General features: G+C 34.5%; 20 protein-coding genes and 1 pseudogene. 9 read left to right on the top strand and 12 right to left on the bottom strand.

What is annotated here, in order from left to right; genetic code table 11:
• Nucleotides 1-29: 29 nt before the first annotated feature.
• Nucleotides 30-1,760: a hypothetical protein gene (locus ACY2RT_RS08175; RefSeq protein ID WP_490155420.1), complete on the bottom strand. Its 1,731-nt coding sequence runs from the start codon at nucleotides 1,758-1,760 to the stop codon at nucleotides 30-32.
• Nucleotides 1,761-2,063: 303 nt separating this feature from the next.
• On the opposite strand from ACY2RT_RS08175, the gene ACY2RT_RS08170 reads away from it, so the two are divergent.
• Together ACY2RT_RS08170 and ACY2RT_RS08165 are read left to right on the top strand one after the other, a co-directional pair.
• Nucleotides 2,064-2,987, top strand: a complete 924-nt coding sequence (locus tag ACY2RT_RS08170) for a PfkB family carbohydrate kinase (protein ID WP_490155419.1) — start codon at nucleotides 2,064-2,066, stop codon at nucleotides 2,985-2,987.
• 60 nt (nucleotides 2,988-3,047) lie between these two features.
• Nucleotides 3,048-4,946, top strand: coding sequence for an amidophosphoribosyltransferase (locus ACY2RT_RS08165; RefSeq protein ID WP_490155418.1), 1,899 nt, complete (start codon nucleotides 3,048-3,050; stop codon nucleotides 4,944-4,946).
• 540 nt (nucleotides 4,947-5,486) lie between these two features.
• Here the strand turns inward: ACY2RT_RS08165 and ACY2RT_RS08160 are convergent.
• Complete coding sequence (locus ACY2RT_RS08160) at nucleotides 5,487-6,095, bottom strand: superoxide dismutase (protein ID WP_490155417.1); 609 nt, start codon at nucleotides 6,093-6,095, stop codon at nucleotides 5,487-5,489.
• Between the two features lie 166 nt (nucleotides 6,096-6,261).
• On the opposite strand from ACY2RT_RS08160, the gene ACY2RT_RS08155 reads away from it, so the two are divergent.
• The 5 genes from ACY2RT_RS08155 (at nucleotide 6,262) to ACY2RT_RS08135 (ending at nucleotide 15,788) form a co-directional block, all read left to right on the top strand.
• Nucleotides 6,262-9,414 (top strand): UvrD-helicase domain-containing protein, encoded by a 3,153-nt coding sequence (locus tag ACY2RT_RS08155; protein WP_490155416.1) that lies wholly within the window; start codon nucleotides 6,262-6,264, stop codon nucleotides 9,412-9,414.
• A gap of 27 nt (nucleotides 9,415-9,441) precedes the next feature.
• Nucleotides 9,442-10,641, top strand: a complete 1,200-nt coding sequence (kbl, locus tag ACY2RT_RS08150; protein ID WP_490155415.1) for a glycine C-acetyltransferase — start codon at nucleotides 9,442-9,444, stop codon at nucleotides 10,639-10,641.
• Nucleotides 10,642-10,763: 122 nt separating this feature from the next.
• Entirely contained in the window at nucleotides 10,764-12,146 is a 1,383-nt protein-coding gene (locus ACY2RT_RS08145) for an OmpA family protein (RefSeq protein WP_490155414.1), read from the top strand.
• Nucleotides 12,147-12,211: 65 nt separating this feature from the next.
• Nucleotides 12,212-14,944: a PD-(D/E)XK nuclease family protein gene (locus ACY2RT_RS08140; protein ID WP_490155413.1), complete on the top strand. Its 2,733-nt coding sequence runs from the start codon at nucleotides 12,212-12,214 to the stop codon at nucleotides 14,942-14,944.
• Between the two features lies 1 nt (nucleotide 14,945).
• On the top strand, nucleotides 14,946-15,788 hold the full coding sequence (locus ACY2RT_RS08135; protein ID WP_490155412.1) for an alpha/beta hydrolase family protein: 843 nt from the start codon (nucleotides 14,946-14,948) through the stop codon (nucleotides 15,786-15,788).
• Nucleotides 15,789-15,796: 8 nt separating this feature from the next.
• Here the strand turns inward: ACY2RT_RS08135 and ACY2RT_RS08130 are convergent, their stop codons facing one another.
• The 7 genes from ACY2RT_RS08130 to ACY2RT_RS08100 form a co-directional block, all read right to left on the bottom strand.
• Nucleotides 15,797-16,927, bottom strand: a complete 1,131-nt coding sequence (locus ACY2RT_RS08130; RefSeq protein ID WP_490155411.1) for a type II secretion system F family protein — start codon at nucleotides 16,925-16,927, stop codon at nucleotides 15,797-15,799.
• Nucleotides 16,917-17,393 (bottom strand): PulJ/GspJ family protein, encoded by a 477-nt coding sequence (locus ACY2RT_RS08125; protein WP_490155410.1) that lies wholly within the window; start codon nucleotides 17,391-17,393, stop codon nucleotides 16,917-16,919. The genes ACY2RT_RS08130 and ACY2RT_RS08125 overlap by 11 nt, the downstream gene beginning before the upstream one ends.
• On the bottom strand, nucleotides 17,380-17,694 hold the full coding sequence (locus ACY2RT_RS08120) for a hypothetical protein (RefSeq protein ID WP_490155409.1): 315 nt from the start codon (nucleotides 17,692-17,694) through the stop codon (nucleotides 17,380-17,382). Before ACY2RT_RS08120 ends, ACY2RT_RS08125 begins: the two co-directional genes overlap by 14 nt.
• A 115-nt stretch (nucleotides 17,695-17,809) precedes the next feature.
• On the bottom strand, nucleotides 17,810-18,274 hold the full coding sequence (locus ACY2RT_RS08115; RefSeq protein ID WP_490155408.1) for a hypothetical protein: 465 nt from the start codon (nucleotides 18,272-18,274) through the stop codon (nucleotides 17,810-17,812).
• A gap of 2 nt (nucleotides 18,275-18,276) precedes the next feature.
• Nucleotides 18,277-19,209: a hypothetical protein gene (locus tag ACY2RT_RS08110; protein WP_490155407.1), complete on the bottom strand. Its 933-nt coding sequence runs from the start codon at nucleotides 19,207-19,209 to the stop codon at nucleotides 18,277-18,279.
• A complete protein-coding gene (locus ACY2RT_RS08105; protein WP_490155406.1) occupies nucleotides 19,210-19,809 on the bottom strand; it encodes a hypothetical protein in 600 nt (199 codons plus the stop codon).
• A 243-nt stretch (nucleotides 19,810-20,052) separates the two neighbouring features.
• On the bottom strand, nucleotides 20,053-20,409 hold the full coding sequence (locus tag ACY2RT_RS08100) for a barstar family protein (RefSeq protein ID WP_490155405.1): 357 nt from the start codon (nucleotides 20,407-20,409) through the stop codon (nucleotides 20,053-20,055).
• A 338-nt stretch (nucleotides 20,410-20,747) separates the two neighbouring features.
• On the opposite strand from ACY2RT_RS08100, the gene ACY2RT_RS08095 reads away from it, so the two are divergent.
• Nucleotides 20,748-21,017: a hypothetical protein gene (locus ACY2RT_RS08095; RefSeq protein WP_490155404.1), complete on the top strand. Its 270-nt coding sequence runs from the start codon at nucleotides 20,748-20,750 to the stop codon at nucleotides 21,015-21,017.
• 70 nt (nucleotides 21,018-21,087) lie between these two features.
• Here ACY2RT_RS08095 and ACY2RT_RS08090 read toward each other — a convergent pair.
• The 3 genes and pseudogenes from ACY2RT_RS08090 to ACY2RT_RS08080 form a co-directional block, all read right to left on the bottom strand.
• Nucleotides 21,088-21,402 (bottom strand): annotated as a pseudogene (locus ACY2RT_RS08090) (IS1 family transposase); the annotation flags it as partial.
• Between the two features lie 531 nt (nucleotides 21,403-21,933).
• On the bottom strand, nucleotides 21,934-23,031 hold the full coding sequence (locus ACY2RT_RS08085) for a T9SS type A sorting domain-containing protein (protein ID WP_490155403.1): 1,098 nt from the start codon (nucleotides 23,029-23,031) through the stop codon (nucleotides 21,934-21,936).
• 4 nt (nucleotides 23,032-23,035) lie between these two features.
• A complete protein-coding gene (locus ACY2RT_RS08080) occupies nucleotides 23,036-23,191 on the bottom strand; it encodes a hypothetical protein (RefSeq protein WP_490155402.1) in 156 nt (51 codons plus the stop codon).
• A gap of 107 nt (nucleotides 23,192-23,298) precedes the next feature.
• On the opposite strand from ACY2RT_RS08080, the gene ACY2RT_RS08075 reads away from it, so the two are divergent.
• Nucleotides 23,299-23,594: transposase (locus tag ACY2RT_RS08075; protein ID WP_490155401.1), on the top strand; the 296-nt coding region annotated here is incomplete at its 3' end.

Below are 23,594 nucleotides of genomic sequence, written 5' to 3'. Positions count from 1 at the left end.
CTTAACTTAAGTAGTACTCAGGGTTTTTTCTAGATATTTATTTTAGCAATCCAGATTTTTTTAAAATATTCCTTTTCTTTTAATTTTTTCTTTTTAAGATATACAAAAGACGGATCTGCACTATGAAATATGTAAACATAGTGCCAATTATTTTCCGGATTTATATAAGCTAAAGGTGTATATCCTCTTTCTTTTAAAAACTGAGCCCATTTTTTTGCATTGTCTTCTATAGAAAATACATTGGTAATGAGATAGTATCCTCTTGTTAAGGAAGGGATTGAGATAGATTCTTTGCTTTCAACCTCTTCTATTAAAGCACTGTTAAAATTTAAATCTGTTTCTTCCAGGCTAACTACTGCTTTTTCTTCTTTAATTACCAGATCATCTTGAATGGGCTTTGCGATAATTACTTCAGGTTTTTCTTTTATTATGGGTTCTTCTTCTTTTGCTATGGGCTTCTCTTCTACTTTTATCTCTTCTTCTTTTTTAATTTCTTCTTTTGCTGTAGGTTTCTCTTCTGCTACTTTAGGAGTTTTATTAATTGTTGAAATTGCAGCATCTATGACTGGAACTTCCTTAGCATCTGTGTCTATTACCTCTGTGACTGCGGGCGCACTCTCCACTATTTCGTTTAACGGTTCCAGGCCTCTTTTTTCCCTATAAAAAGCATTGTTTATTTCGGTTTCAAAGGCGGCAAAAAATAAAAAGAAACGATCTGCTTTTGTTTGAAACTTCAGTGTGGCTTGAGTGGTATTACTATCTATTATTTGGTTCTCGGAATTTGGAACTTCAATTTTTAAGAGATCAAAACCGAGTGTATTAATATTATTTGGATTTCTATCATTAAATATTTCAGAATATGTAGTGATCGAGCTATTAAAGAAATTTTTAGAGTCCCTTAAAGGGTTGCTAAGATTTTCATAACTGTCTGTTTTAGAATTATAAATAGCACATTGATCTGTTTTTAACTTTCTATCTCCCTCAAGCGATCCTATAGCTATCGTTGTATTTATATCACCCGTTTCTTTCGTTTTAAAATCTCTAAACGTTATTTCTACTGCCTCTTTATTTACCTCAACAAGTCCATTATAGGTCGTGAAGTATTTTGGAGTCTCTAATTGGTTTTCGTAAACAATATATAAGAGCCACCCGGCCGAACTACCCCCAGAGATATTTCCTTCTGTTGCCCTAATGTCTGCTACCGTATATGTGCCACTAAAACTTGACAGTTTTTGTAATTGCTTGGTTACATCTGCATAACATACATAGGGAGAACTCCCTGAAAAGAGCCCCTTTTCAAAACTATCAAATATTATTTCTCCCTTTATCATTTTATACTCATCATTGGGCGCTTTAAATAAAACCAGATCTACATGCGGATCTCTGCTCCCTTGTCCTCTGTGTACCATTTTATCTCCGGATTTTCTCAATACTCCGGACTCATATGGGTAAAGTGCACTCCAATATAGAGCAGCATAGGCTATTTTAGAGTCATCATTTGGAATATTTATTGTTGCCTGACTCGAACTGAAGGTCCTTTTGTCATTATCAACATCAATATATTTCATTTTAGTAGCATCATTAGGAATGCTTACATCATTCAAAGGTTTTGATGCATGATCGCTTAGAATATTATTACCTATAAGAATGGAATTTCCCCGGAGATATAGCTTATTATTTTCCCGGAATGACATTCCTTCTTGGGAATACCCTATCTGAATTATTAAAAACGTAACAATTGTAAGACATAAATTTCTCATAAATAAGCCTTTAAAGAGTGCTTGAAATTACTATATTTTATTTGAATTCATTTGCTCTTTTTTCGAAAAATAACATACAAATAACCGTTTCACTCAGGCCCTTTAAAAAAGAACGCTAATACTGTAGAAGGATTTATGGTTATGGTTTGCAATTTAGCTTTTTTTGAAACAGAAAAAAAACGAACCGGATATTAAGATCAGATAGAAAATTTAAGGAGATTTCAGCAGAAAATAATCGAAAAGCAGGTGTTAGTATTTATCTATACAAAAACGTATCTTTGCACCTTCATTTAAAACCCTCTTATGAGTAAGCTTGTTATTGTTGGTACCGTTGCTTTTGATGCAATTGAAACGCCTTTCGGAAAGACAGAAAAAATTCTAGGCGGTGCCGCCACATATATTGGCTTAGCTGCTGCTAAATTTAATGTAGATGGTGTTATAGTTTCTATTGTGGGGGGTGATTTCCCGGAAGAATATATCAAGATGCTCGCAGATAAGGGAATGAATATCGATGGGTTGGAAATTGTAGAAAACGGAAAGACCTTTTTCTGGAGCGGAAAATACCATAACGATATGAATTCGCGGGACACACTTGCAACCGAATTAAATGTATTAGCAGATTTTAACCCAAAAGTACCTTCAGTATATCAAGATGCCGAAGTTGTGATGTTGGGGAATTTACATCCATTAGTTCAATTAAGTGTTATTGATCAAATGAAGAATAGTAAATTAATCGTATTGGATACTATGAATTTTTGGATGAATAATACTTTAGATGAACTAATGCAGGTTGTAGCTAAAGTAGATGTTATTACTATCAACGATGAAGAAGCCCGTCAATTAACCGGCGAATATTCTTTAGTTGTTGCTGCTCAAAAAATCATGACAATGGGTCCTGATTATGTAGTTATCAAAAAAGGAGAGCATGGTGCACTATTGTTTCACAATGATGATATTTTTTACGCCCCTGCTCTTCCATTGGAAGAAGTATTCGACCCAACAGGAGCAGGAGATACATTTGCCGGTGGATTTTGTGGTTATCTGGCAATGACCGGAGATTACAGTTACGAAAATATGAAAAACGCAATTATATATGGCGCTGCTTTAGCATCATTCACAGTTGAAAAATTTGGAACGGAACGATTGCTTGAACTTTCAAAAAAAGAGATGCATCGGCGCTTACAGCAATTTAAGAATCTAACACAATTTGATATTGAACTAACATAAAGACACGCCCTGAAAATTCAGGGCTTTTTTTGTAGCTTTAAATAATAATTTATAGAAAAAATGAGTGACGCTTTAAAACACGAATGTGGAATTGCAGTAGTACGATTACTCAAACCCCTGGAGTATTACAAAGAAAAGTATGGAACGGCTTTCTATGGTGTCAACAAGATGTATTTAATGATGGAAAAGCAGCACAATCGCGGGCAGGATGGTGCAGGTTTTGCAAGCATTAAATTAGATGTAAGCCCAGGGGAGCGTTATATTAGCAGGGTGCGATCAAATGCAGCTCAACCTATACAGGATATCTTTGCTCAGATCAATGAAAGAATTAATCTTGAATTTGAAACACACCCCGAATATAAAAACGATGTTACCGCTCAAAAAAAGAACATTCCATACATTGGAGAATTGCTTTTAGGACATGTACGTTATGGAACCTTTGGAATTAATAGTGTAGAAAACGTACATCCTTTTTTGCGTCAGAATAATTGGATGCACCGTAATCTAATTATAGCAGGGAACTTCAATATGACCAATACAACAGAGCTTTTCGATAATCTCATTAAATTGGGAATGCATCCAAAAGAAAAAGCAGATACTGTTACTGTGATGGAAAAAATTGGTCACTTTCTGGATGACGCAGTACGTAAATTATACAAAAAGGCCAAATCAAAAGGAATGACCAAAATCGAAGCATCACCTTATATTGCTCAAAATTTAGATGTAGCTAAGATTTTACGTAAATCAGCCAAACTTTGGGATGGTGGTTATGTAATGGCCGGTTTACTTGGACATGGTGATTCTTTTGTATTACGTGACCCTGCCGGTATAAGGCCTGCTTACTATTATAAAGATGATGAAGTGGTCGTTATTGCTTCAGAAAGACCTGCCATACAAACGGTGTTTAATGTCCCTTTTGAAGAAGTAAGTGAAATAGAGCCGGGTCAGGCTATAATTATAAAAAAAGACGGAAGTTTTTCAGCTTCCCAAATATTAGAACCTTTGGAGCGCAAATCTTGCTCTTTTGAACGTATTTATTTCTCACGTGGAAGTGATGCCAAAATATATCAGGAACGTAAAGAGTTAGGTCGCTTGGTCATGCCAAAAGTTTTAGAAGAAATTGAATATGATACAGAAAATACCGTCTTTTCATTCATTCCTAATACAGCAGAAACTTCCTTTTACGGAATGTTGGACGCTGCACAAAACGAACTTAATAAACAAAAGAATGAGGCCATCTTAAAAGAAGAGGGTAATTTAACCAATGCCAAATTAGAGAAAATTCAAGCGCTTAAGATACGTACCGAGAAAATTGCAATCAAGGACGTGAAGCTTCGCACATTTATAACGGACGATAGTAGTCGTGACGATCTGGTAGCACACGTTTATGATGTAACCTACGGAGTTGTAAGGCCCAGTGATAATCTGGTGATCATTGATGATAGTATTGTTCGTGGAACGACCTTAAAAAAGAGTATATTAAAAATGCTTGATCGCCTGAATCCCAAACAAATAGTTGTGGTTTCATCTGCACCACAGATTAGATACCCGGATTGCTACGGGATTGATATGGCTCGTTTAGAACATTTGGTGGCTTTCAATGCTGCGCTAGCATTGCATAAAGACCGAGGAACTTATGCAATTGTTGAAGAAATATATCATAAATGTAAAGAGCAGCAAAAGCTTAAAGACAATGAAGTGATTAATCATGTTAAGGAATTGTATGCTCCTTTTACAGATGAAGAAATCTCAGATAAAATTGCTGAAATCATCAGCGACACCACTGTTAAGGCTAAGGTTAAATTAATTTTTCAATCGGTTGCAGATCTTCACAAAGCCTGTCCTAAAAATTTAGGAGATTGGTACTTCACCGGTGAATATCCAACTCCGGGAGGAAACCGCGTAGTCAATAAAGCGTATATAAATTTTTACGAAGGTAATCCGGAAAGGGCTTATTAAAGGGTTAAATTATAACCATAAAGTGGCTAAAAAGTGCATTTAATCGGGATAAAAAATCACTTTATCCAAAAGTAGGAAAAGTCTGTAGTCGGTTTATAAATTTGACTTATATTTGATCCATACCATAGCATAAGTAGGTTAAGTTCATGGTAAGATTTGGGGCAAAAAAGGTAAACACTTGTTTACCTTTTTTTTATTTATAGTAGTATGCTTGAGTTACTTACTAAAAAATCAAAAGAATTTTAGGAATTATTTACTATCCTATCAATTTAATAGGCATTTCTAATAAAATACTTGCTTTTTAACGAAAAAAACAGTTATTGGTCTAAAAGTTTATTTTATCCTATAATTTATAACATATATTTGATCCATACCATAGCATAAGTAGGTTAAGTTCATGGTAGATTTGGGGCAAAAAAAGGTAAACACTTGTTTACCTTTTTTTATGCGTTATTATGAAAATACCTCTTTTTTAAAACAGAAGACCCCTTCGCCTGATTAGGCGAAGGGGTCTTCTGTTTACATTATATTGTTTAGATGTTATTTATTCTTTTGGTAACGAGCCGATACTTCATCCCAGTTTATAACATTAAAAAAGGCATTTACATAATCCGGCCTACGATTTTGGTAATTTAAATAATAGGCATGTTCCCAAACATCCAATCCCAATATTGGTGTACCTTCACAAGTAACACCCGGCATTAACGGATTATCCTGGTTTGGTGTGGAACAAACCTCTACTTTACCGCCTTTATGAACACAAAGCCAGGCCCATCCAGAACCAAATTGTGTTTTTGCAGCAGTAGAAAATTCTTCTTTAAATGCATCAAAATTTCCAAAAGCACTATTAATGGCTTCAGCCAGCTCTCCTGAAGGTTCTCCGCCTCCATTAGGTGACATAACCTTCCAAAATAAACTATGGTTATAATAACCACCACCATTATTTCTAACGGCTTTGTTATTCATATCTAAGTTCATTAGAATATTTTCAATAGACTTTCCTTCCATATCAGAACCAGATACAGCATTATTTAAATTGTTAGTATAGCCCTGATGGTGTTTTCCATGATGGATTTCCATTGTTCTGGTATCAATATGTGGCTCCAATGCATCATGAGCGTATGGTAATTGTGGTAATTCAAAAGACATAATTTTTAAAATTTTCTGGTTATTGCATTATTATAATTACTTCAAAAATACGTATTAATACGATCAAAAACTGTTATAAGTTTTATAAGATTTCTATACGGCAATAGATTATCTTTATAAAACATTCTTAATAGTTGCGCTTTTAATATCTTAGTAAAAAAGTCTTTTGCAAAAAACAAACGTATTTACTATTTACAATGCATCTGCCGGAAGCGGTAAAACATTTACGCTTGTAAAAGAATATCTTAAATTAATACTACAAACTAAAAAAGAGGGGTATTATAAATATTTGCTGGCCATTACTTTTACCAATAAAGCAGTTGCCGAAATGAAGCAACGCATTATAGACAATCTGGTTTCATTTTCTTCTCCCAAAACTATTTTGACTCCCGGTGAAATGTTTTCTCAAATTGCCGAAGAAACCAATCTTACAATTGAAGAGCTTCACCTTCAGTCTCAGAAAATACTGAAACATTTATTGCACCATTATGCCAGTTTCAATATAGAGACTATCGACAGGTTTAATCATCAACTTATTCGCACTTTTGCTAGAGATTTAAAATTACCTCAGAACTTTGAGGTGAGCCTTGATGTACCTCAATTAATAGCAGAAGCGGTAGATCAACTCATCAATAAAGCCGGCGAAGATGCAGAAATTACAAAACTATTGCTGGAATTTGCCATAGAGAAAACAGACGATGATAAATCCTGGGATATTGCTAGAGATATTACACAGGCTGCCCAAATATTACTAAATGAAAATGATGCCCCTCATGTTGCAAAACTAAAAGATAAAACGTTAAAAGATTTTTCAGATTTTAAAGCAAAGCTCATTGCTAAGAAAAAGGACAGTGTAGCCTCGGTTAAAAAAACAGCTTCAGAAACATTGCAATTAATTGATGAAAGTGGTTTGCAATTTGATGACTTTAGCGGTTCATATCTGCCTAAGCATTTTCAAAACCTGACCTTAGAAAATTTCAACATAAATTTTAAGGCTAAGTGGCAGGAAACTATGGGAGAAAAGCCATTATATCCTAAGCGTGTAGACATAGGAATTGCTTCTGTTATTGATGAGTTAACACCTGTATTTATTACAAATTTTGAAACAACAAAACAACAAATACATCAAGTATTACTTATAAATTCTATACTTAAAAACATCACGCCTCTTTCTGTAATAAATCTTGTAAATCAAGAATTGGGAAAAATAAAGGAAGAACGAAGATTGTTGCCCATTTCAGAGTTTAATGCACTTATCAATAATGAAATTAAAAACCAACCCGCCCCATTTATCTATGAGCGTTTAGGCGAAAAATACCGTCACTTTTTTATTGATGAATTTCAAGATACTTCACTGCTACAGTGGCAAAATTTAATTCCGTTGATCGATAACGCATTGGCTCAACAAACTGTAGACGGCGAGCAAGGCAGCCTTCTGTTGGTAGGTGACGCCAAACAATCTATATATCGATGGAGAGGTGGGCTTCCGGAACAATTCATGGGTTTATATGAAACAAGAAGCCCTTTTTCTATCACAGAAAAAAAAGTATTGAATTTAGAAACCAATTACCGTAGTTGCAAAAATATTATTGAATTCAACAATGCTTTTTTCAGTTTTGTGGCGACACATTTTGGAAATAAAGCACATAAAAACCTATATGAAATTGGAAACCGGCAACACAGTACCAAAAAAGAGGGTGGTTATATTAAATTTGAATTTATAGATCCTGAAAATAAAGTCGAAGCGCACAAACTTTATGCCTCTGGGGTACATGAAACTATTTTGCGCGTCCTGCAATCCGGATTTAAAGAAAAAGACATTTGTATTTTAACACGAACAAAGAAAGAAGGAATCTTATTAGGGGCATATCTCATGGAACAGGGCCTTCCAATTATTTCTTCGGAAACATTATTACTTCAATATTCGCAAGCCGTGCAGTGTATTATTGATACAATGACTCTTCAGTTATATCCTGAAAATGAAGCTGCAAAAATTAACCTTTTAAGCTTTTTATATGATCATTTTCAGATTAAAGAAGCAAAACACACATTTTTCAGTTATTTTTTAAATAGCTCTTCCGAAGCATTTGAAAAAAAACTAAAGGACTTCTATATCGATTTCAGTTTTAGTGAACTGCAATCTATTTCATTGTATGAAAGCTGTGAGTATATCGTCAAGCAATTTCAACTAAACCGAAACCCGGATGGCTATTTGTTTGGATTTATGGATCTGGTGTTTGAATTTCAGCAACAGCCTCAAGCCGGAAAATTGTCCTTTTTAAGCTACTGGGAAACAAAAAAAGAAAATGCAGCTATTCTCGCCAGTGAAAATGCAAATGCTGTACAATTAATGACCATACATAAATCCAAAGGGCTAGAATTTCCAGTGGTGCTTTTCCCTTATGCAGATGTAGAGATTTATGGTGAAAGAAATGCGAAAGCCTGGTATCCATTGGAGCATGAAACAAGTGGTTTTGATGAGGTTCTTATCAATTACAACAATAAAGTGGCAGCGTATGGAGAAATTGGAGCAATGATGTATCAGGAACGTAGAAATACTCTGGAGTTGGATACTATTAATTTGTTATATGTAACACTCACACGTGCTATTGAGCAATTATATGTTTTTGCCTATATGCCAAAAGAAATAGCAAACGGTGCACCTAACAACTTTAATCAATTATTTGGAACGTTTCTGAAAAGTATCGGGAAATGGAATGAGACTACATTGATTGCCGAATTTGGCACTTCTGAAAGATCATTCAAAAATGAAAAAAAAGAAACCGTAAATCAAATGGCCCCAAGTTATATAGCAAGTTTTCCGCGAGAGCATCATCTAAAAATTGTATCTACGGATGCCCTTTTATGGGGCACTGAAGCCGAAGAGGCAATCGCCATAGGTAATTTATTACACAATACCATGGCACTTATTAAAAATGAAGACGATGTAAATTCTGTTTTTGATGAAATGGAGGACCATGCAGCTATTTCTGTCAACGAATTGGAATTATTACGAAAGACTGTACACACTATTGTAATGCATCCTGAATTACACCATTTATTTAAAAACAGTAAAGAAACAGTAGAGAACGAACGTGAGATTATCACAAGTAAGGGAGAACTTTTACGTCCGGACCGCTTAAATTTTCACACAGATAATTCGGTTAGTATTATAGATTACAAAACCGGAGCTCCAAGATCTTCACACAATAGCCAGATTAACAGTTATGCCACGGCATTAGAGGAAATGAATTTTAGTATTTTAGAAAAAATACTGGTTTATGTTTCCGAAAAAGAAATAATGATAAATAAAGTATAAATTTGAAGTCTCAAAAATTGACTTACCATGTACGGAAAAATAAAAGAACATCTTCAAAAAGAACTACAAGACATAAAAGACCAGGGTCTTTATAAAAAAGAGCGCATAATTACTTCTCCACAGGACGCTGTAATCAAAATTTCTACTGGAGAAGAAGTGATTAATTTTTGTGCAAATAACTACTTAGGGCTTTCCTCTAATAAAGAAGTTATACAAGCAGCTAAAGATACTATGGACACTCATGGTTTTGGGATGTCTTCTGTACGTTTTATCTGTGGAACACAAGATATTCACAAAGAACTTGAGCAAAAAATTGCCGACTATTATCAAACCGAAGATACCATTTTATACGCCGCTGCCTTTGATGCCAATGGAGGGGTTTTTGAACCTTTATTAGGCCCGGGAGATGCCATTATTTCAGACTCATTAAATCACGCTTCCATAATTGACGGGGTTAGGTTGTGTAAAGCTGCGCGCTATCGTTATGAAAATAGTAATATGGAAGACCTGGAAAGGCAATTGATCACCGCGAATGAAAATGGTGCCCGATTTAAAATTATAGTTACAGATGGTGTTTTCTCTATGGACGGATTGGTCGCACCTTTAGACAAAATCTGTGACCTTGCAGAAAAATATGATGCTTTAGTGATGATAGACGAGTGCCATGCCACAGGATTTATTGGAGAAACCGGCCGTGGAACGCTAGAAGAAAAGAATGTAATGGGGAGAATTGACATCATCACGGGAACCTTAGGAAAAGCATTGGGAGGTGCAATGGGAGGCTATACTACAGGGAAAAAGGAAATAATTGAGATTTTAAGGCAACGTTCACGGCCTTATTTATTTTCAAATTCGTTGGCACCGGCTATTGTCGGGGCATCCATTAAAGTTTTTGATATGCTTTCCAATGACACTACATTAAGAGATCAATTGGAGAAGAACACTTCATATTTTAAAAACGGGTTAAAAGAAGCCGGTTTTGACATTATTGACGGGGATTCGGCTATTGTTCCTGTAATGCTATATGACGCGCAACTTTCTCAAAATATGGCAGATATGCTCTTAAAAGAAGGAATCTATGTGATAGGATTCTTTTATCCCGTAGTACCAAAGGGAAAAGCGAGAATTAGGGTACAATTATCTGCTGCTCACACAAAAGAACATTTAAACAAAGCAATAGCAGCATTTAAAAAAGTTGGGGCAAAACTGAAAATAATTCATCCCTAATACGTTTTATTTCTATATTATTCCCTTTGTGTTTACAAAAAATTTAATAGATTTGCTTTTGTTTATAAGTTTTAACAACTTACTTTTGCTCTAATTAACACTTAAAAATTAAACAATTTAATATGAAACATCTTAACACTTTTTTAGTTGCTACACTTTTACTTTTAGGGGTTGGAGTAGCTAACGCACAAGACGCAAACAATCCTTGGGCCATCGAGGTTGGTGTGAACGCTGTTGACACTTTCCCTGTAGGTCTAAGAGACGGGCAAAACGATTCTGATGATTTAAATGGAGATCTTTTCGAAGAATTCTACAACGTTAATGATCACTGGAACATTGTCCCTTCAGTTTCAAAAGTATCTATTGGTAGATATATAGGTGATGGATTTACATTTGCTGCTGTAGGTACTGTCAATAGAATTGAAAAAACTGGTGACGTAGAAGTAGATGATTTATCTTACATCGCGGCAGACGGTGAAATCAAATACAGCTTTAAAGACCTAATTGGTTCAAGTTGGCTTGATCCTTCTATCGGTATTGGTGGAGGTTACACTTGGGTTGATGATATAGGATTTGGTACAGCCAATGGTCTTGCATCTGTTCGTTTCTGGTTAGCTGAAAACATTGCTTTAAACTTTCAGTCTACTTATAAGCATGCTTTTGAAGATGAATATGGTATTAAGCACTTCCAACATTCTGTAGGTGTAGCATTTAAATTTGGTGGAAAAGATACAGACGGTGACGGAATCTTTGATAAAGATGATGAATGTCCTGAAACTCCTGGTTTACCAGAATTCAACGGATGTCCTGACACTGATGGTGACGGAATTGAAGATAGAAATGATGCTTGTCCTAACACTCCTGGTTTAGCAGAATTTAACGGATGCCCAGATACAGACGGTGACGGAATTGCTGATCCTCAGGATGCTTGTCCTACGGTTCCTGGCCTTGCTTCACTTAACGGATGTCCTGATGCTGACGGTGATGGTATCACTGATGCTGAAGATGGTTGTCCAAATGAAGCTGGTCCAAGATCTAATAACGGATGTCCTTACCAAGATAGAGATGGTGACGGTGTATTAGACAAAGATGATCAATGTCCGGATGTACCTGGTACTGTGGCTAACAATGGTTGTCCAGAAGTAACTGTTGAAATTATCCAGCAATTAAACGACTATTCTAAAACGATCTTGTTTGATACTGGAAAATCAACAATTCGTCAAGAGTCTTATGCTGTTCTTCAAAATATCGCAGATATTATGAAAGAATATCCTAATGCTAGTTTCGTAATTGAAGGACATACAGACAGCGTAGGTAGAGAGTCTTCTAACCAAACTCTTTCTGATAACAGAGCTGCTTCTGTTAGAGATTATCTTACAACCATTGGAATGAGTAGTTCAAGATTAACTTCTGTAGGATACGGTGAATCAAGACCTATTGCTACTAATGCTACTAAAGCAGGAAGACAACAAAACAGACGTGTTGAAATTTCTTTGAAGAAATAAGAAAACACATTATAAATAATTAAGAAACGCCTCCTTTTTACGGAGGCGTTTTTTATTTTAGTAGTATGCAAACATTTCTAGAAGATACGTTACATGCTATTCACAAAAAACATCCGGATACTGCTGATCTTATACTTATCCTTCCCAGCAAACGTGCAGGCGGGTTCTTAAAAAATTATCTTCGGAAATTAGTTTCACAAACATCTTTCGCCCCAAAAATTATTAGTATTGAAGAATTCATCGAAGTACTTTCTGACCTAAAAATCATTGATACTACTGAGCTTTTTTTTAAAAGCTATGAAGCATATCTTAATACTCAGGGTATTTCAAAAAAAGAAGACTTTGAAAGTTATACAAACTGGGCAACTACACTGCTAAATGATTTTAATGAAATTGACAGGCATTTAGTAGAGCCAAAAGCTTTTTTCAGCTATTTAGGAAGCATTAAAACATTAGAGAAATGGAATGTTCAGGAAGGAGAAAAAACTGAGCTAATTGAAGCTTATATCAAGTTCTGGAATCAACTCCCCGAATTTTATGAAATCCTAAAACAATTACTTTTAAATGACGCATGTGGCTATCAAGGCTTGGTATATCGCAAAGCAGCCGAAGATATTGAGCATTATATAAACACCCATGGAAATAAAAAGCACATTTTTATTGGGTTCAATGCATTAAACAATGCTGAGCAAAGTATCATTCAGGAATTACTGGAAACAGGTAATTCCGAGATCTATTGGGATGCAGATTCCTTCTTCTATAAAGACACCAGGCACAGTGCTTCCTTCTTTTTAAGAAAGTATGTAAAAGAATGGAAATACTTTGAAAATACTGCCCCTCAACATATTTCCGACAATTTTGAGAATGAAAAGAGGTTTCATCTGGTTGAAGTTCAAAAAAATATTGGGCAAGCAAAATTCTTAGGAGACCTATTATCCGGCTATTCACAGAAAGAGCTCGACAATACTGCCATCGTACTGGCCGATGAAGCATTATTGACCCCGGTCTTAAACTCTTTGCCATCTAATGTCTTAAGTGTGAATATTACCATGGGGGTAGCCATAAAAACATTTCCAGGGACTATTTTTTTTGAGACTCTTTTAAACATACATCAAAAAGAAACAAGCTCAATTTACTATAAGGATTTACTCTCCATTTTAAATCATCCTCTAGCAGCATTTTTAGTAAATAATCCTCAGGAAATTACACTGAAAATTGCACAACAAAACAGCACGCATCTTTCATTTAAAGAGCTTGAAAGGTTGGCCGGCACATTAAATAAAGAAGTAATTACCTTGTTATTTGATGATTGGAAAGATGACAGTGGTATTGTTCTACAGTCCTGTATTTTGCTTCTTTTAAAAGCAAAAGAAAAATTTGAGCCACATAGCATTGACCGTATTGTGCTTTTCAATCTATATACGATCTTTAAAAAAATAGAAGTGTTAAATACACGATTTTCGTATGTAAGGAGCATAAAACCTATCCACAACCTGTTTTTAGAATTAATTACAACAACATCTCTCGATTTTGAAGGAGATGCTTACAACGGGCTTCAGCTAATGGGTGTGTTGGAAACCCGTGTGTTGGATTTTGAAAATGTAATTATGCTTTCTGTAAATGAGGGAATCTTACCATCAGGAAAATCTAATGCGTCATTTATAACCTACGATTTAAAGCAACAGTTTGGCCTTCCGTTATATACTGAAAAAGATGCGATCTATACCTACCACTTCTACCGCTTGTTACATCGTGCCAAAAACGTAACGCTGTTATATAATGCCCATTCCGAAGGATTGAACTCAGGAGAAAAAAGCCGCTTTTTATTACAGTTAGAAATTGAAAAATGTGCTAAACATCATATTGAAAAAACAATTGTGAGTCCTCCGGTATTTATGAAGCCAAAGGCGTTAAAAACCATTACAAAGACAGAGGCAATCATGAAACGGCTTAGTGAGATTGGCCAAAAAGGATTTTCTCCTTCTGCTTTAACCAATTACATTCGGAACCCATTGGATTTTTATCATCAAAAAATCCTGAAAATAAGCGAGTTTCAGGAAGTAGAAGAAACGGTCGCTTATAATACACTAGGGACCATTGTTCATGATACGCTTCAGGAGTTTTACCAGCCTTTAGAGGGTACTTTTTTAACTCTTGATATACTTCAGAAAATGAAACAACAAATAGATACTGAAGTAACACATCAATTCAGAAAAACATTTAAGGATGGGGACTATTCTAAAGGAAAGAACCTTATTATTTTTGAAGTGGCCAAACGGTATATTTCCAACTTTATTGATTATGAGGTCTCTGAAATAAAAGCAGAAAACCAAATAAAGATCCTGAAAATTGAAAGTGACCTACAAGTTGAAATTCCTATAGATAAAATTAATTTCCCTTTGCGAATTGGCGGAAAAGTAGACCGCGTAGATGAATTTAACGGAAAGCTTAGGATCATCGATTACAAAACCGGGTTAGTACAACAAGGCGATCTCGAATTGGCAGATTGGAGTTCAATTACAGAAGATTATAAATACAGTAAAGCATTTCAGGTATTAACATACGCGCTTATGATCCATAAAGGAATGCCGCTTACAAATGCAGAAGCTGGAATTATTTCCTTTAAAAACCTTAACAGCGGATTTTTAAGATTTGCTACAAAACCAACTCCCAGAAGCCAAAAAAAGGACCATGATATAAGTATCCAAACATTAGAATTATTTACCGAAGAACTTAAAAAACTAATTTTGGAAATTTGTAATCCACATATTCCTTTTACAGAAAAAGAAATTGAATAATATGATTATAGAGCAAAACAGGGTTTTGCTTTCAGAAAGTAAAAAACCCATCCTTTATGATATTTATCACAACGGTTCTTTACCTGCTAAGCCAGTTATACTATTTTGTCATGGTTATAAAGGTTTTAAGGATTGGGGTGCCTGGCATTTGGCAGCAAAAGCCTTTGCAAATGCAGGGTTCTTTTTTTTAAAATTTAATTTCTCATACAATGGAGGTACGGTAGAACAACCTATTGACTTTCCCGACCTGGATGCATTTGCACAAAATAATTTCAGCAAAGAACTGGACGACCTGCACAGGGTATTACATTTTATAACTACTGAAAAAAAATACGCTTCATTAATAGATGTAAAAAAGATAAGTTTGATTGGCCATAGTCGTGGTGGCGGAATTGTTTTGATCAAAGCCGAAGAAGACCCCCAAATTCATAAAGTAGTTACCTGGGCCGGTGTAAGTGATTTTAAAGTTCGGTTTCAGGAAGGAAGCGAAACATTCCGGCAATGGAAGGAGACCGGACGCACCTATGTTGAAAACGGAAGAACTAAACAACAAATGCCTCATGATTGGCAATTCTATGAAGATTTTAAGGCGAATGAAGAACGGCTTACCATTCATAGAGCTGTTAAAAATTTAAAGAAGCCACAATTGATCATTCACGGAAGTCTGGACCCAACGGTCCCTTTAAAAGAAGCACAGTTACTACACAGTTGGAATCCTGAAAGTCAATTAGAGGTTATTGGGGATGCTGACCATGTTTTTGGCGCCGGGCATCCATGGGTTCACGATATTTTACCAGATGATTTAGGTAGTGCAGTAAATTATAGCATTGCTTTCTTAACATAAAAATACTTTTACCCAATTACGCTGCTTAGCTTAAACATGGGCAAGTACATTGCTATAAGGATTATACCAACAATAACTCCTACAAAAAGAGTAAGCATAAAATTAAAAACCGTGGTAATAATTTGTCCTTTGTATTTTATTTCGGTGCTATATTGATTGTATAATTTTTGAAAAATGTATTCGGTTTGATTGGTCTCTTCTGCTACTTTTAAAAGAGCTATCATTTTTTTATCATATAAAGAATGCTTCGCAAAACTATCGTTCAATTTCTCTCCTTGAATGATATCCTTCTCAATTGTCTCAAGTGTACTCTCCAATGGATAAAAATGAATCATGTCTCTAACAAGGTGTATTCCCATAACAACCGGAATTTTAGCATTAGTAAGCAGTGCCATGGCCTGCGTAAACTGAATGAGGTAAATCTTTTTTAAATAATTCCCCAATACAGGGATCTTAAGCTGTAATCTTCCTATCAATTTATAGTACCACTGGGTTCCGGAGGCCCATTTTAATCCAATGATCAAAGCAATAATACCAAAAAATATAACGAGCCCATTCCCGGTAACAAGATTAGAGAGTTTTACAATTTGTTGTGTAAGCCAAGGTAGTTCTACACGGTTTTGTTCAAAAATATCAACAAACATAGGAACTACGTAACGAAGCATAAAAAACACCACAAATACAGCCAGAATTAAAACTATGATCGGATAAGATAAGGAAGATATAAGTTGCCGTTTTAATTCATTTTTTCGGTTGAAGTATTCTCTGAGGTCTTCGGTAATTTTATGAAGTTGCCCTGTTTGTTCTCCAATTTTAATTGCCTGATATTCGTAAGAAGTAAAGTTTTTGTTTTTTTTCAGAGCTTCCGAAAGTGAGCTTCCACCTACTATTTCTACAGATAGTGCATCTATCAGTTTTTTGTCTTTTTCCTTTCTTTGCATCTCTGCTATGAGGTCCAAAGATCTTTTTAAATTAACTCCGGAATTTAACAACACACTTAGTTCTGCATAAAATTGTTCTTTTGATTTGTTGGAAAATGAATTTCCAAAAAGGGTTATTTCTTTGTTTAAAAAACTGGTTTTTAACTCTTTTTTTTGAGTATTGTTAGGCGTAGATATGTTTTCAAACTTAATCCCCATTCTCTGTCATGTATTGAAAGGCATCCTTTTCTTTGTAAAAGAACAAAAAGGATTGCTTTTCTCCTTTATTAAATTCAACTTTTAATGCATCTATACTCCCTTGGCCTGTTTCACTTCCCTTATAAAAAAAGGTTTTGGAAAACTTTTCTGTTACTAAAGTATCTAAATTTCTAAGAATGGCCTCTTCAGAAAATGAATAGACAATAGAATCTACACGTGTTTTCATTTCTAAAGTCGCATTCCCCAAATTGTAATTTATATCATGAAATTTGTTGAAATCAATGGTGAGTTGTTGTTCCAGTAAATTAAGCTGAGCACTTTGGTTATAATTATTTTGAATTAACCCTATATTTCTCCCAAATAATGTAATAATAGTAAAAGCCAAACCTGCTACAATGGTAGTAATGGCAAGAACTATCAACATTTCTGTTAACGTAAAAGCTGCTATTTTCTTAGCGCTTATCATCAATTATTTTTCTCTTTTTGTTACCGGAAGGTTTATGCAATGCTTCCATGGTTATAACTCCCTCCCGTGTTTCAATACTAATATCCCACCGTTCTGTTTCCTCATAGAAAGGGAGAGCTTTTTTATCATTTTTGGTAAAGTATGTAAGTTCTTTTATTCTGTTTTGAAACTGTGTATCGTTATTTTTTACCACTCCTTTAAAAACATTATTCAAGCTAAGGCTGGCAATTAAGAACACGACCATAATTATCGCTGAAGCTACTAAGGTTTCGACCAAAGTAGCGGACCGTATTTTCTTCATTATAATCATTATACAGTTTCTTCTTTTGAATTCAGGTTTGAATATTGATTAGCTATAGTACTCTGAAAAAGTTCAAACAGTAAATTTCGTAATAGAGGTATTTAATTTGTCAAAATTACAATATTGAGAACTCTATGGTCTCCCCTTGATATCGAAGCTTTACCTTTTCTTTAGACCCTTTTATAAGCTCAATTTCTTCAATAATATCCCCTTTTTTGAGTAAGTGTTGTTGTCCATTGATCTCAATGATAAACACACTGGATTTTGAATTCTTATCCGATACAATTCCAAAATAACTAATTTTAGGCCATACTATATCTTCTTTTGGCTTTGATGTCCTATTGACAGCACTTTTGCTTCTTGATCCTGAATACATTGTTCCTAAAAACGGGTCCTTGTCAACCGGCAGTAATAAAAATGTATCCTTTTTCTGAACTTTAGGAGTAGCGAAATTTGTAGCTATTGTTTGTGGAATTGCAGAATCATCCGGGTTAAAAGCTTCATAAATCTTGTACAGTAACACCCCCCATATAATAATAACTATAGGAACAAGAATCCTTATGTTCTTTTTGTTTTTCACTTTTATTCATTTACTGTAAAACTAAAAACCGAACTGTCCGGACTTTCATTTCCGGCTTCATCAAACGCTTTTGTGAACCAGTAGTAAGTATCATTTACCAGTGTAGTATCAAAGGGGGAAGTGGTTTGATCTTTCACCACCAGGTCTGTTAGATTTATATCCCGGTATACATAGATACTATCAAACTCTACACTTCCTTGTATAGCCACCCTCGTCCATTCAAAAGATACTTGCCCAGAAGTTAAAACAACTTCATCCTCCGGGTTTGTAAGTGTAGGTCCATTAGGTGAAGTGAGGTCCACTAAAATTTCCCTTGAAGAATAAAGTGTATTTTCTGAGCCATTTTCTGCTCTTACTTGCCAGGTAAGACTTCCCTCGGGGAAAGTAACATCAAGGTTTGTCCCTCCGGTGGTTTGTTCATCGGCAACTGTTCCGTTTTCGAGTATCTGAATACGGTATAAGGTAGCTCCGTCAATGCTCTGCCATTGTAAGTTTTGACCCGCAACATTAGTCACAAGGTTATTTGCAGGAGCAGAAAGGACAACGATATTATCAGAAAAATTCACAGCCTGTATTACTTTAAAAGAAGCAGTAGTATACGCAGTCTCATAATTACTGTTCCTGGCACGTACACGCCACTCATAGTTCCCAATATTCAATTGCTGCTCATAAGAAGTGATCGTGTCAGTTACATTTACAATCAGCTGTTGCGGGTTATCAAAATCCGGAGTAGTTACCTGTATTTCGTATGTGGTTGCATCCTCAAGTGTCTCCCAGTCGAAAAAAACGACATTGGATGCTACCTCAACACTATCTCCCGGAGCAAGTAATACTACCGTTTTATCACTTATATCTGTTTCTATAAGAAGGCCCCCTTCTTCACAGGCCCACAAAGAAAGGATAGATAGTACTGTTATTATTTTCGCAATTTTCATTTAAAATTTTATCTCATTTTTGCGTTCTGCTCTTCTTGCCGAACTATAAGTCTCACTACCACAAACAGCGTCTACAGCAACCAAATCCAGTATTTCAATTTTATATCCCGCACTACCCCAACAAAATTGAGAGGCCTTGAAATCAACTATATTTCCATCTGTAAATTCTATCACTTGAAACACCTTTCCCTTCTTTCTAAGTTCAACAGAAAGTGTTCTTTCTTTGTTTTGAATGAGGTATAATTCATCTGCAGTATTAATTTCAGATAATATCTCTTCCGGATAATTGACAGTAACCGAAGTGACAATGCGTAAATTCTCTCCTTTTTTTAAGTATTTGAAGAGTTCTTTATTTTTATTGATCTGCCCGATCAAAGATATTTTATCTAATATTTCTAACGATACCAATATACTGTCCTTTTTTGGTTTAGAAATGGAATCTCTCTTTACGAAGATCCTTCGTTTGGAAACATTGATTGTTGTTGTATTTAAACGCAAGGCAGACGTTAAATTACATACCGTTTTAGCACTTGTTTTGTTTTGAAGAGCATAGGCTTCAAAAACACCTATGGTCCCTAACTCGGGTAATTTCTTCTGCACGGTATTTTTATACTGTAGGCTGTTACAAGAAGAAAAGAGGATGACAACTACTAAAATTAAAGCTTTCAAATTCTAAGAAATTAAGTTTTTAAAGATAGGCGAAGGATTATTAATTTACAAGGTTTTCATCTTCCTTTCCCTGAAATATTTCTTCTGTTTACTATAGTGTTTTTACAAAGCCAAATGTTGTATATACTGCTGTATAAAGAAGTCTGTTAGCAGTCTATAGTTCTTGTCCGGGCCTTACACTATTACTAAACCCTTTGTGTAGAAAACCGTAAAAGTCTTTTCATAGGGGCCTTTGTATTCATTCCAATATTTTATAACATCATCCATTACTTTGAAAAAGGAGGCTCTATATTCATTTGGTTCGTCATCTAAAAAGGCACTAACTCCATTTATGATCAAAATAATTTCGTCAAATAAGATCCAGGACAGGTCTGTTAAGTAATCAAAAAGAGCATCTAAGTTCTTTTCAAAAGAATCGGTAACGGCTAAAAGCTTTGCAAATTCATTCATTACATCTTCCCTGCTTGTGCAATTAACGCCATTAATCGTTACTACAAATGCATTCTCTTTAATTAAAATTTCTTTTTCCATTAGTTAAAGTCTACTCCTTTTTTGCTGTTAGGAGATTTAAAAAATTATTGGGGGAGCAACCAAAACTATGTATCTTTTTTGATATAGAATGTGGTAGGGTACCACATCTTGGGATGCGTTTTCGATGAAGTGTCTATACTTTGGCTAATTTGCAGTGCTGAGATATATAGGTATTTTATTTAGTAAAAGGAGATCACTTTTTTACTGAAAAACTAGAGTTTGGTGAATTTAATTAATTGAAATATCTTTACTTCACTTCTCCTCTTAACTCCCTGATATTTTTAATTGATATCCACGACAGAAGAATTTTATCTGGCTGAGGATTTAAATACTGTATTATGGGAAAAGACAATAAGAATAGTTTTTCTAAAAATTTTGGAATACTGGTAGGTTTTGCAGGAGCGATCTTAGGTTACAGTGCCTCTATAAATGATACTGAATTCAGTAGTATTGTAATAGGAGTAATAGTGGGATTTGTCATGGGTTATGTTATTGGTTGGGTAGTTGGTGAATTTCTTCAAGGCATATTTAGAATTATTTTGGGCCTGATAAGTGTTCTGATTATAGCAATAAGGGTTTATAATATTTTATCTAACCTTTTTGGGTAATCATAGTTAATATAAGTGATCACCCCGCTACCTGCATCATAGCTTTTTACAGATTTTGTAAGGTCTTATTCTATCCCCAAAAATAAATCCTTAAATGAGCTTCAAGATACTTTTTGTCTCTCGAAAAGCATATTGTTTTTCTACTCAATCTCTTGATATGAGTTCGAAGTGTCAAATTCATACGCTCAATTTTCTTTGTACAATATTGAAAACGTTTGTGAATTTCTTTTGGGATCAAGCTTGGATAGATATTCAATCTATCTGTATAAATTTTACTAGGTTGAAGTAGGAGTACTTTATTTATTAATGGTCTAATCGTTTCTTTGGATTTACTGCCAACAAAGAAATCAATCACACTTTTTGTTTCTCCTTCTATTGCATAGGTAGAGTTATAGGTATAATCCTCTGCCAAAGGATCTATTTGTAAAAACCTACTCAGATCCGGATAACTCATTCTATATTTCCATTCATGAATACCCAAACTTAAGTCTTCAGTAAATTCTAGCCCTTGATAGGTCTTATACTTTTGAGCAAGACTATTCCCATTCGGTGAAACCACGTTATTATACCCATTTTGTTTTAAGCCAAATGGGTAGTAATTAGATTCTTCAATGATCTCATCATTTGGGTCGATAGAGCCATTTAGGTCATCATCACTATAACTTAACCTTACATTACCCAAATGGTCCTTATACTGGAACACATATTTAAAGGCGCTATAGGTAGTTTGTCCTGTACCTTTATCATAGCGTTTTACAGATTTTGTAACATTGTTGATCACGGGTTCTATATAGCCCTCCGGGTGATTAAAGAATTGTAATTGTAGCGACCCTGTCGTTTCCATATCTGAATATATAAAGCTTCATACCAGGTAAAAACCACTAGGCAAGAGCCTAGCGGTAGCGGGGGGCAGAAATTAAGACTTTATAAATTTTTTGGTAAAGTTTTTACCTTGAATAGTTACTTGTACAAAGTATAATCCTGTATGTAAACCAGATACATTTATGCTGGAATTTGAAGTCTGCTTAATAAGTTTGCCGTCTAAAGTATAGATTTTTACATTTTCTATTAATTCTTGAGTATTGATGTTTAAAATATCTTGAGTTGGATTAGGATATAGAGTAAGTTTTATAGCATTGTAATCTACTACCCCCAATGAACAGTTTTCACTATAACTTGCCCAATCATCTTTGCACCAACCTGTAAAGTTGGATTGGTCACAAACAGGATATGTAGCAGTTTCATTATCGACTTGGATACAGATAAGATTTGGATTGTTATAAGCCCACATATAAATTATTTTATAATTGCTTCCATTTTTAATATTTAAACTCTCTAGTAGGCTATTATCAGTACAACCAAGAAATTCAAGATTAGAGTTTTGTGTTACATCTAAACTAGTCAATTCATTAAATTCACAAAATAAATGTGTGAGATTTAGATTTTGTGTTACATCTAAATTTGTTAATTGATTATTCCAGCAACCTAACCTTACAAGATTTAGGTTTTGTGTTACATTTAAACTTATTAAATCATTACCATAGCACTCTAACCAGTCAAGATTAGGGTTTTGTGTTACATTTAGACTAGTCAGTTGGTTATTGCTACAATACAACAATTTAAGATTGGGGTTTTGTGTTACATCTAAACTGGTCAATTGATTATTCCAGCAAATTAAGCTTTCAAGATTCAGATTTTGTGTCATATCTAAACTTGCCAGTTGATTATATCCACAGTCTAAAAATTCAAGATTAATAAAACTCCTAATTCCTTCTAAAGAAGATATATTTTCAGAATCAATATATAGCCCCAATACAATTTCAGCTTCACTTATTTGAATTTCTCCATCATTATTTAAATCGGCATCACTATCTCCATTTCCATTTCCATTAGTATCAACACAACTAGTATTAACTAAAGCATTTTTAAAATTAGTATCTGGAATGTTAACTATTTGAGCTTGTAAAATCAAGCCAGTAAATAATAAAAAAATCGTAGTATATATATTTTTCATTTTGTTATATTTTAAAAAGAGTGTCCAAATTTTGTCCAAAAAAATCATCAAAAACAAAGGTCTTGGCAAATTTATTCGTAGCATATTCTTTTTTAGTACAGTTAAGTTCATTGAACGATACTACAAATGCATTTTCTTTACTTAAAATTTCTTTTTCCATTAGTTAAAGCCGTCCCATTTTACTATTGGGGTTCAAAAATGGAGTTACTACATTTACTCGGACAGAAATTTTAAGACTATTTAACTAAAAACAAATATCTTAGAATAATGAAAAAACGAGTTTACAGTACTGAATTTAAATCAGAAGCGGTACGATTAAGTTATCAGCGAGAAAATATTAAAGAATTAGCAGATGAACTAGGTATTCCGGTGCAACGTATTTATAAATGGAGAGCGGGTCAAAAAACAAGAACTACTCCAAAGGTTACTATAAAACAAGAAGCTGATTCTATAGAAGTAAAACGATTACGAAAAGCCCTTAAAGAAAAAGAATTAGAACTTGAAATATTAAAAAAAGCCGTTCACATCTTTTCCAAGAGCGATGGGAAATCTATCAATTTATA

This window comes from Ulvibacter sp. 2210JD10-4 (assembly GCF_058148525.1).
Note: the sequence above shows the minus strand (reverse complement) of the source record. Positions and strands in the feature narration are given on the sequence as shown.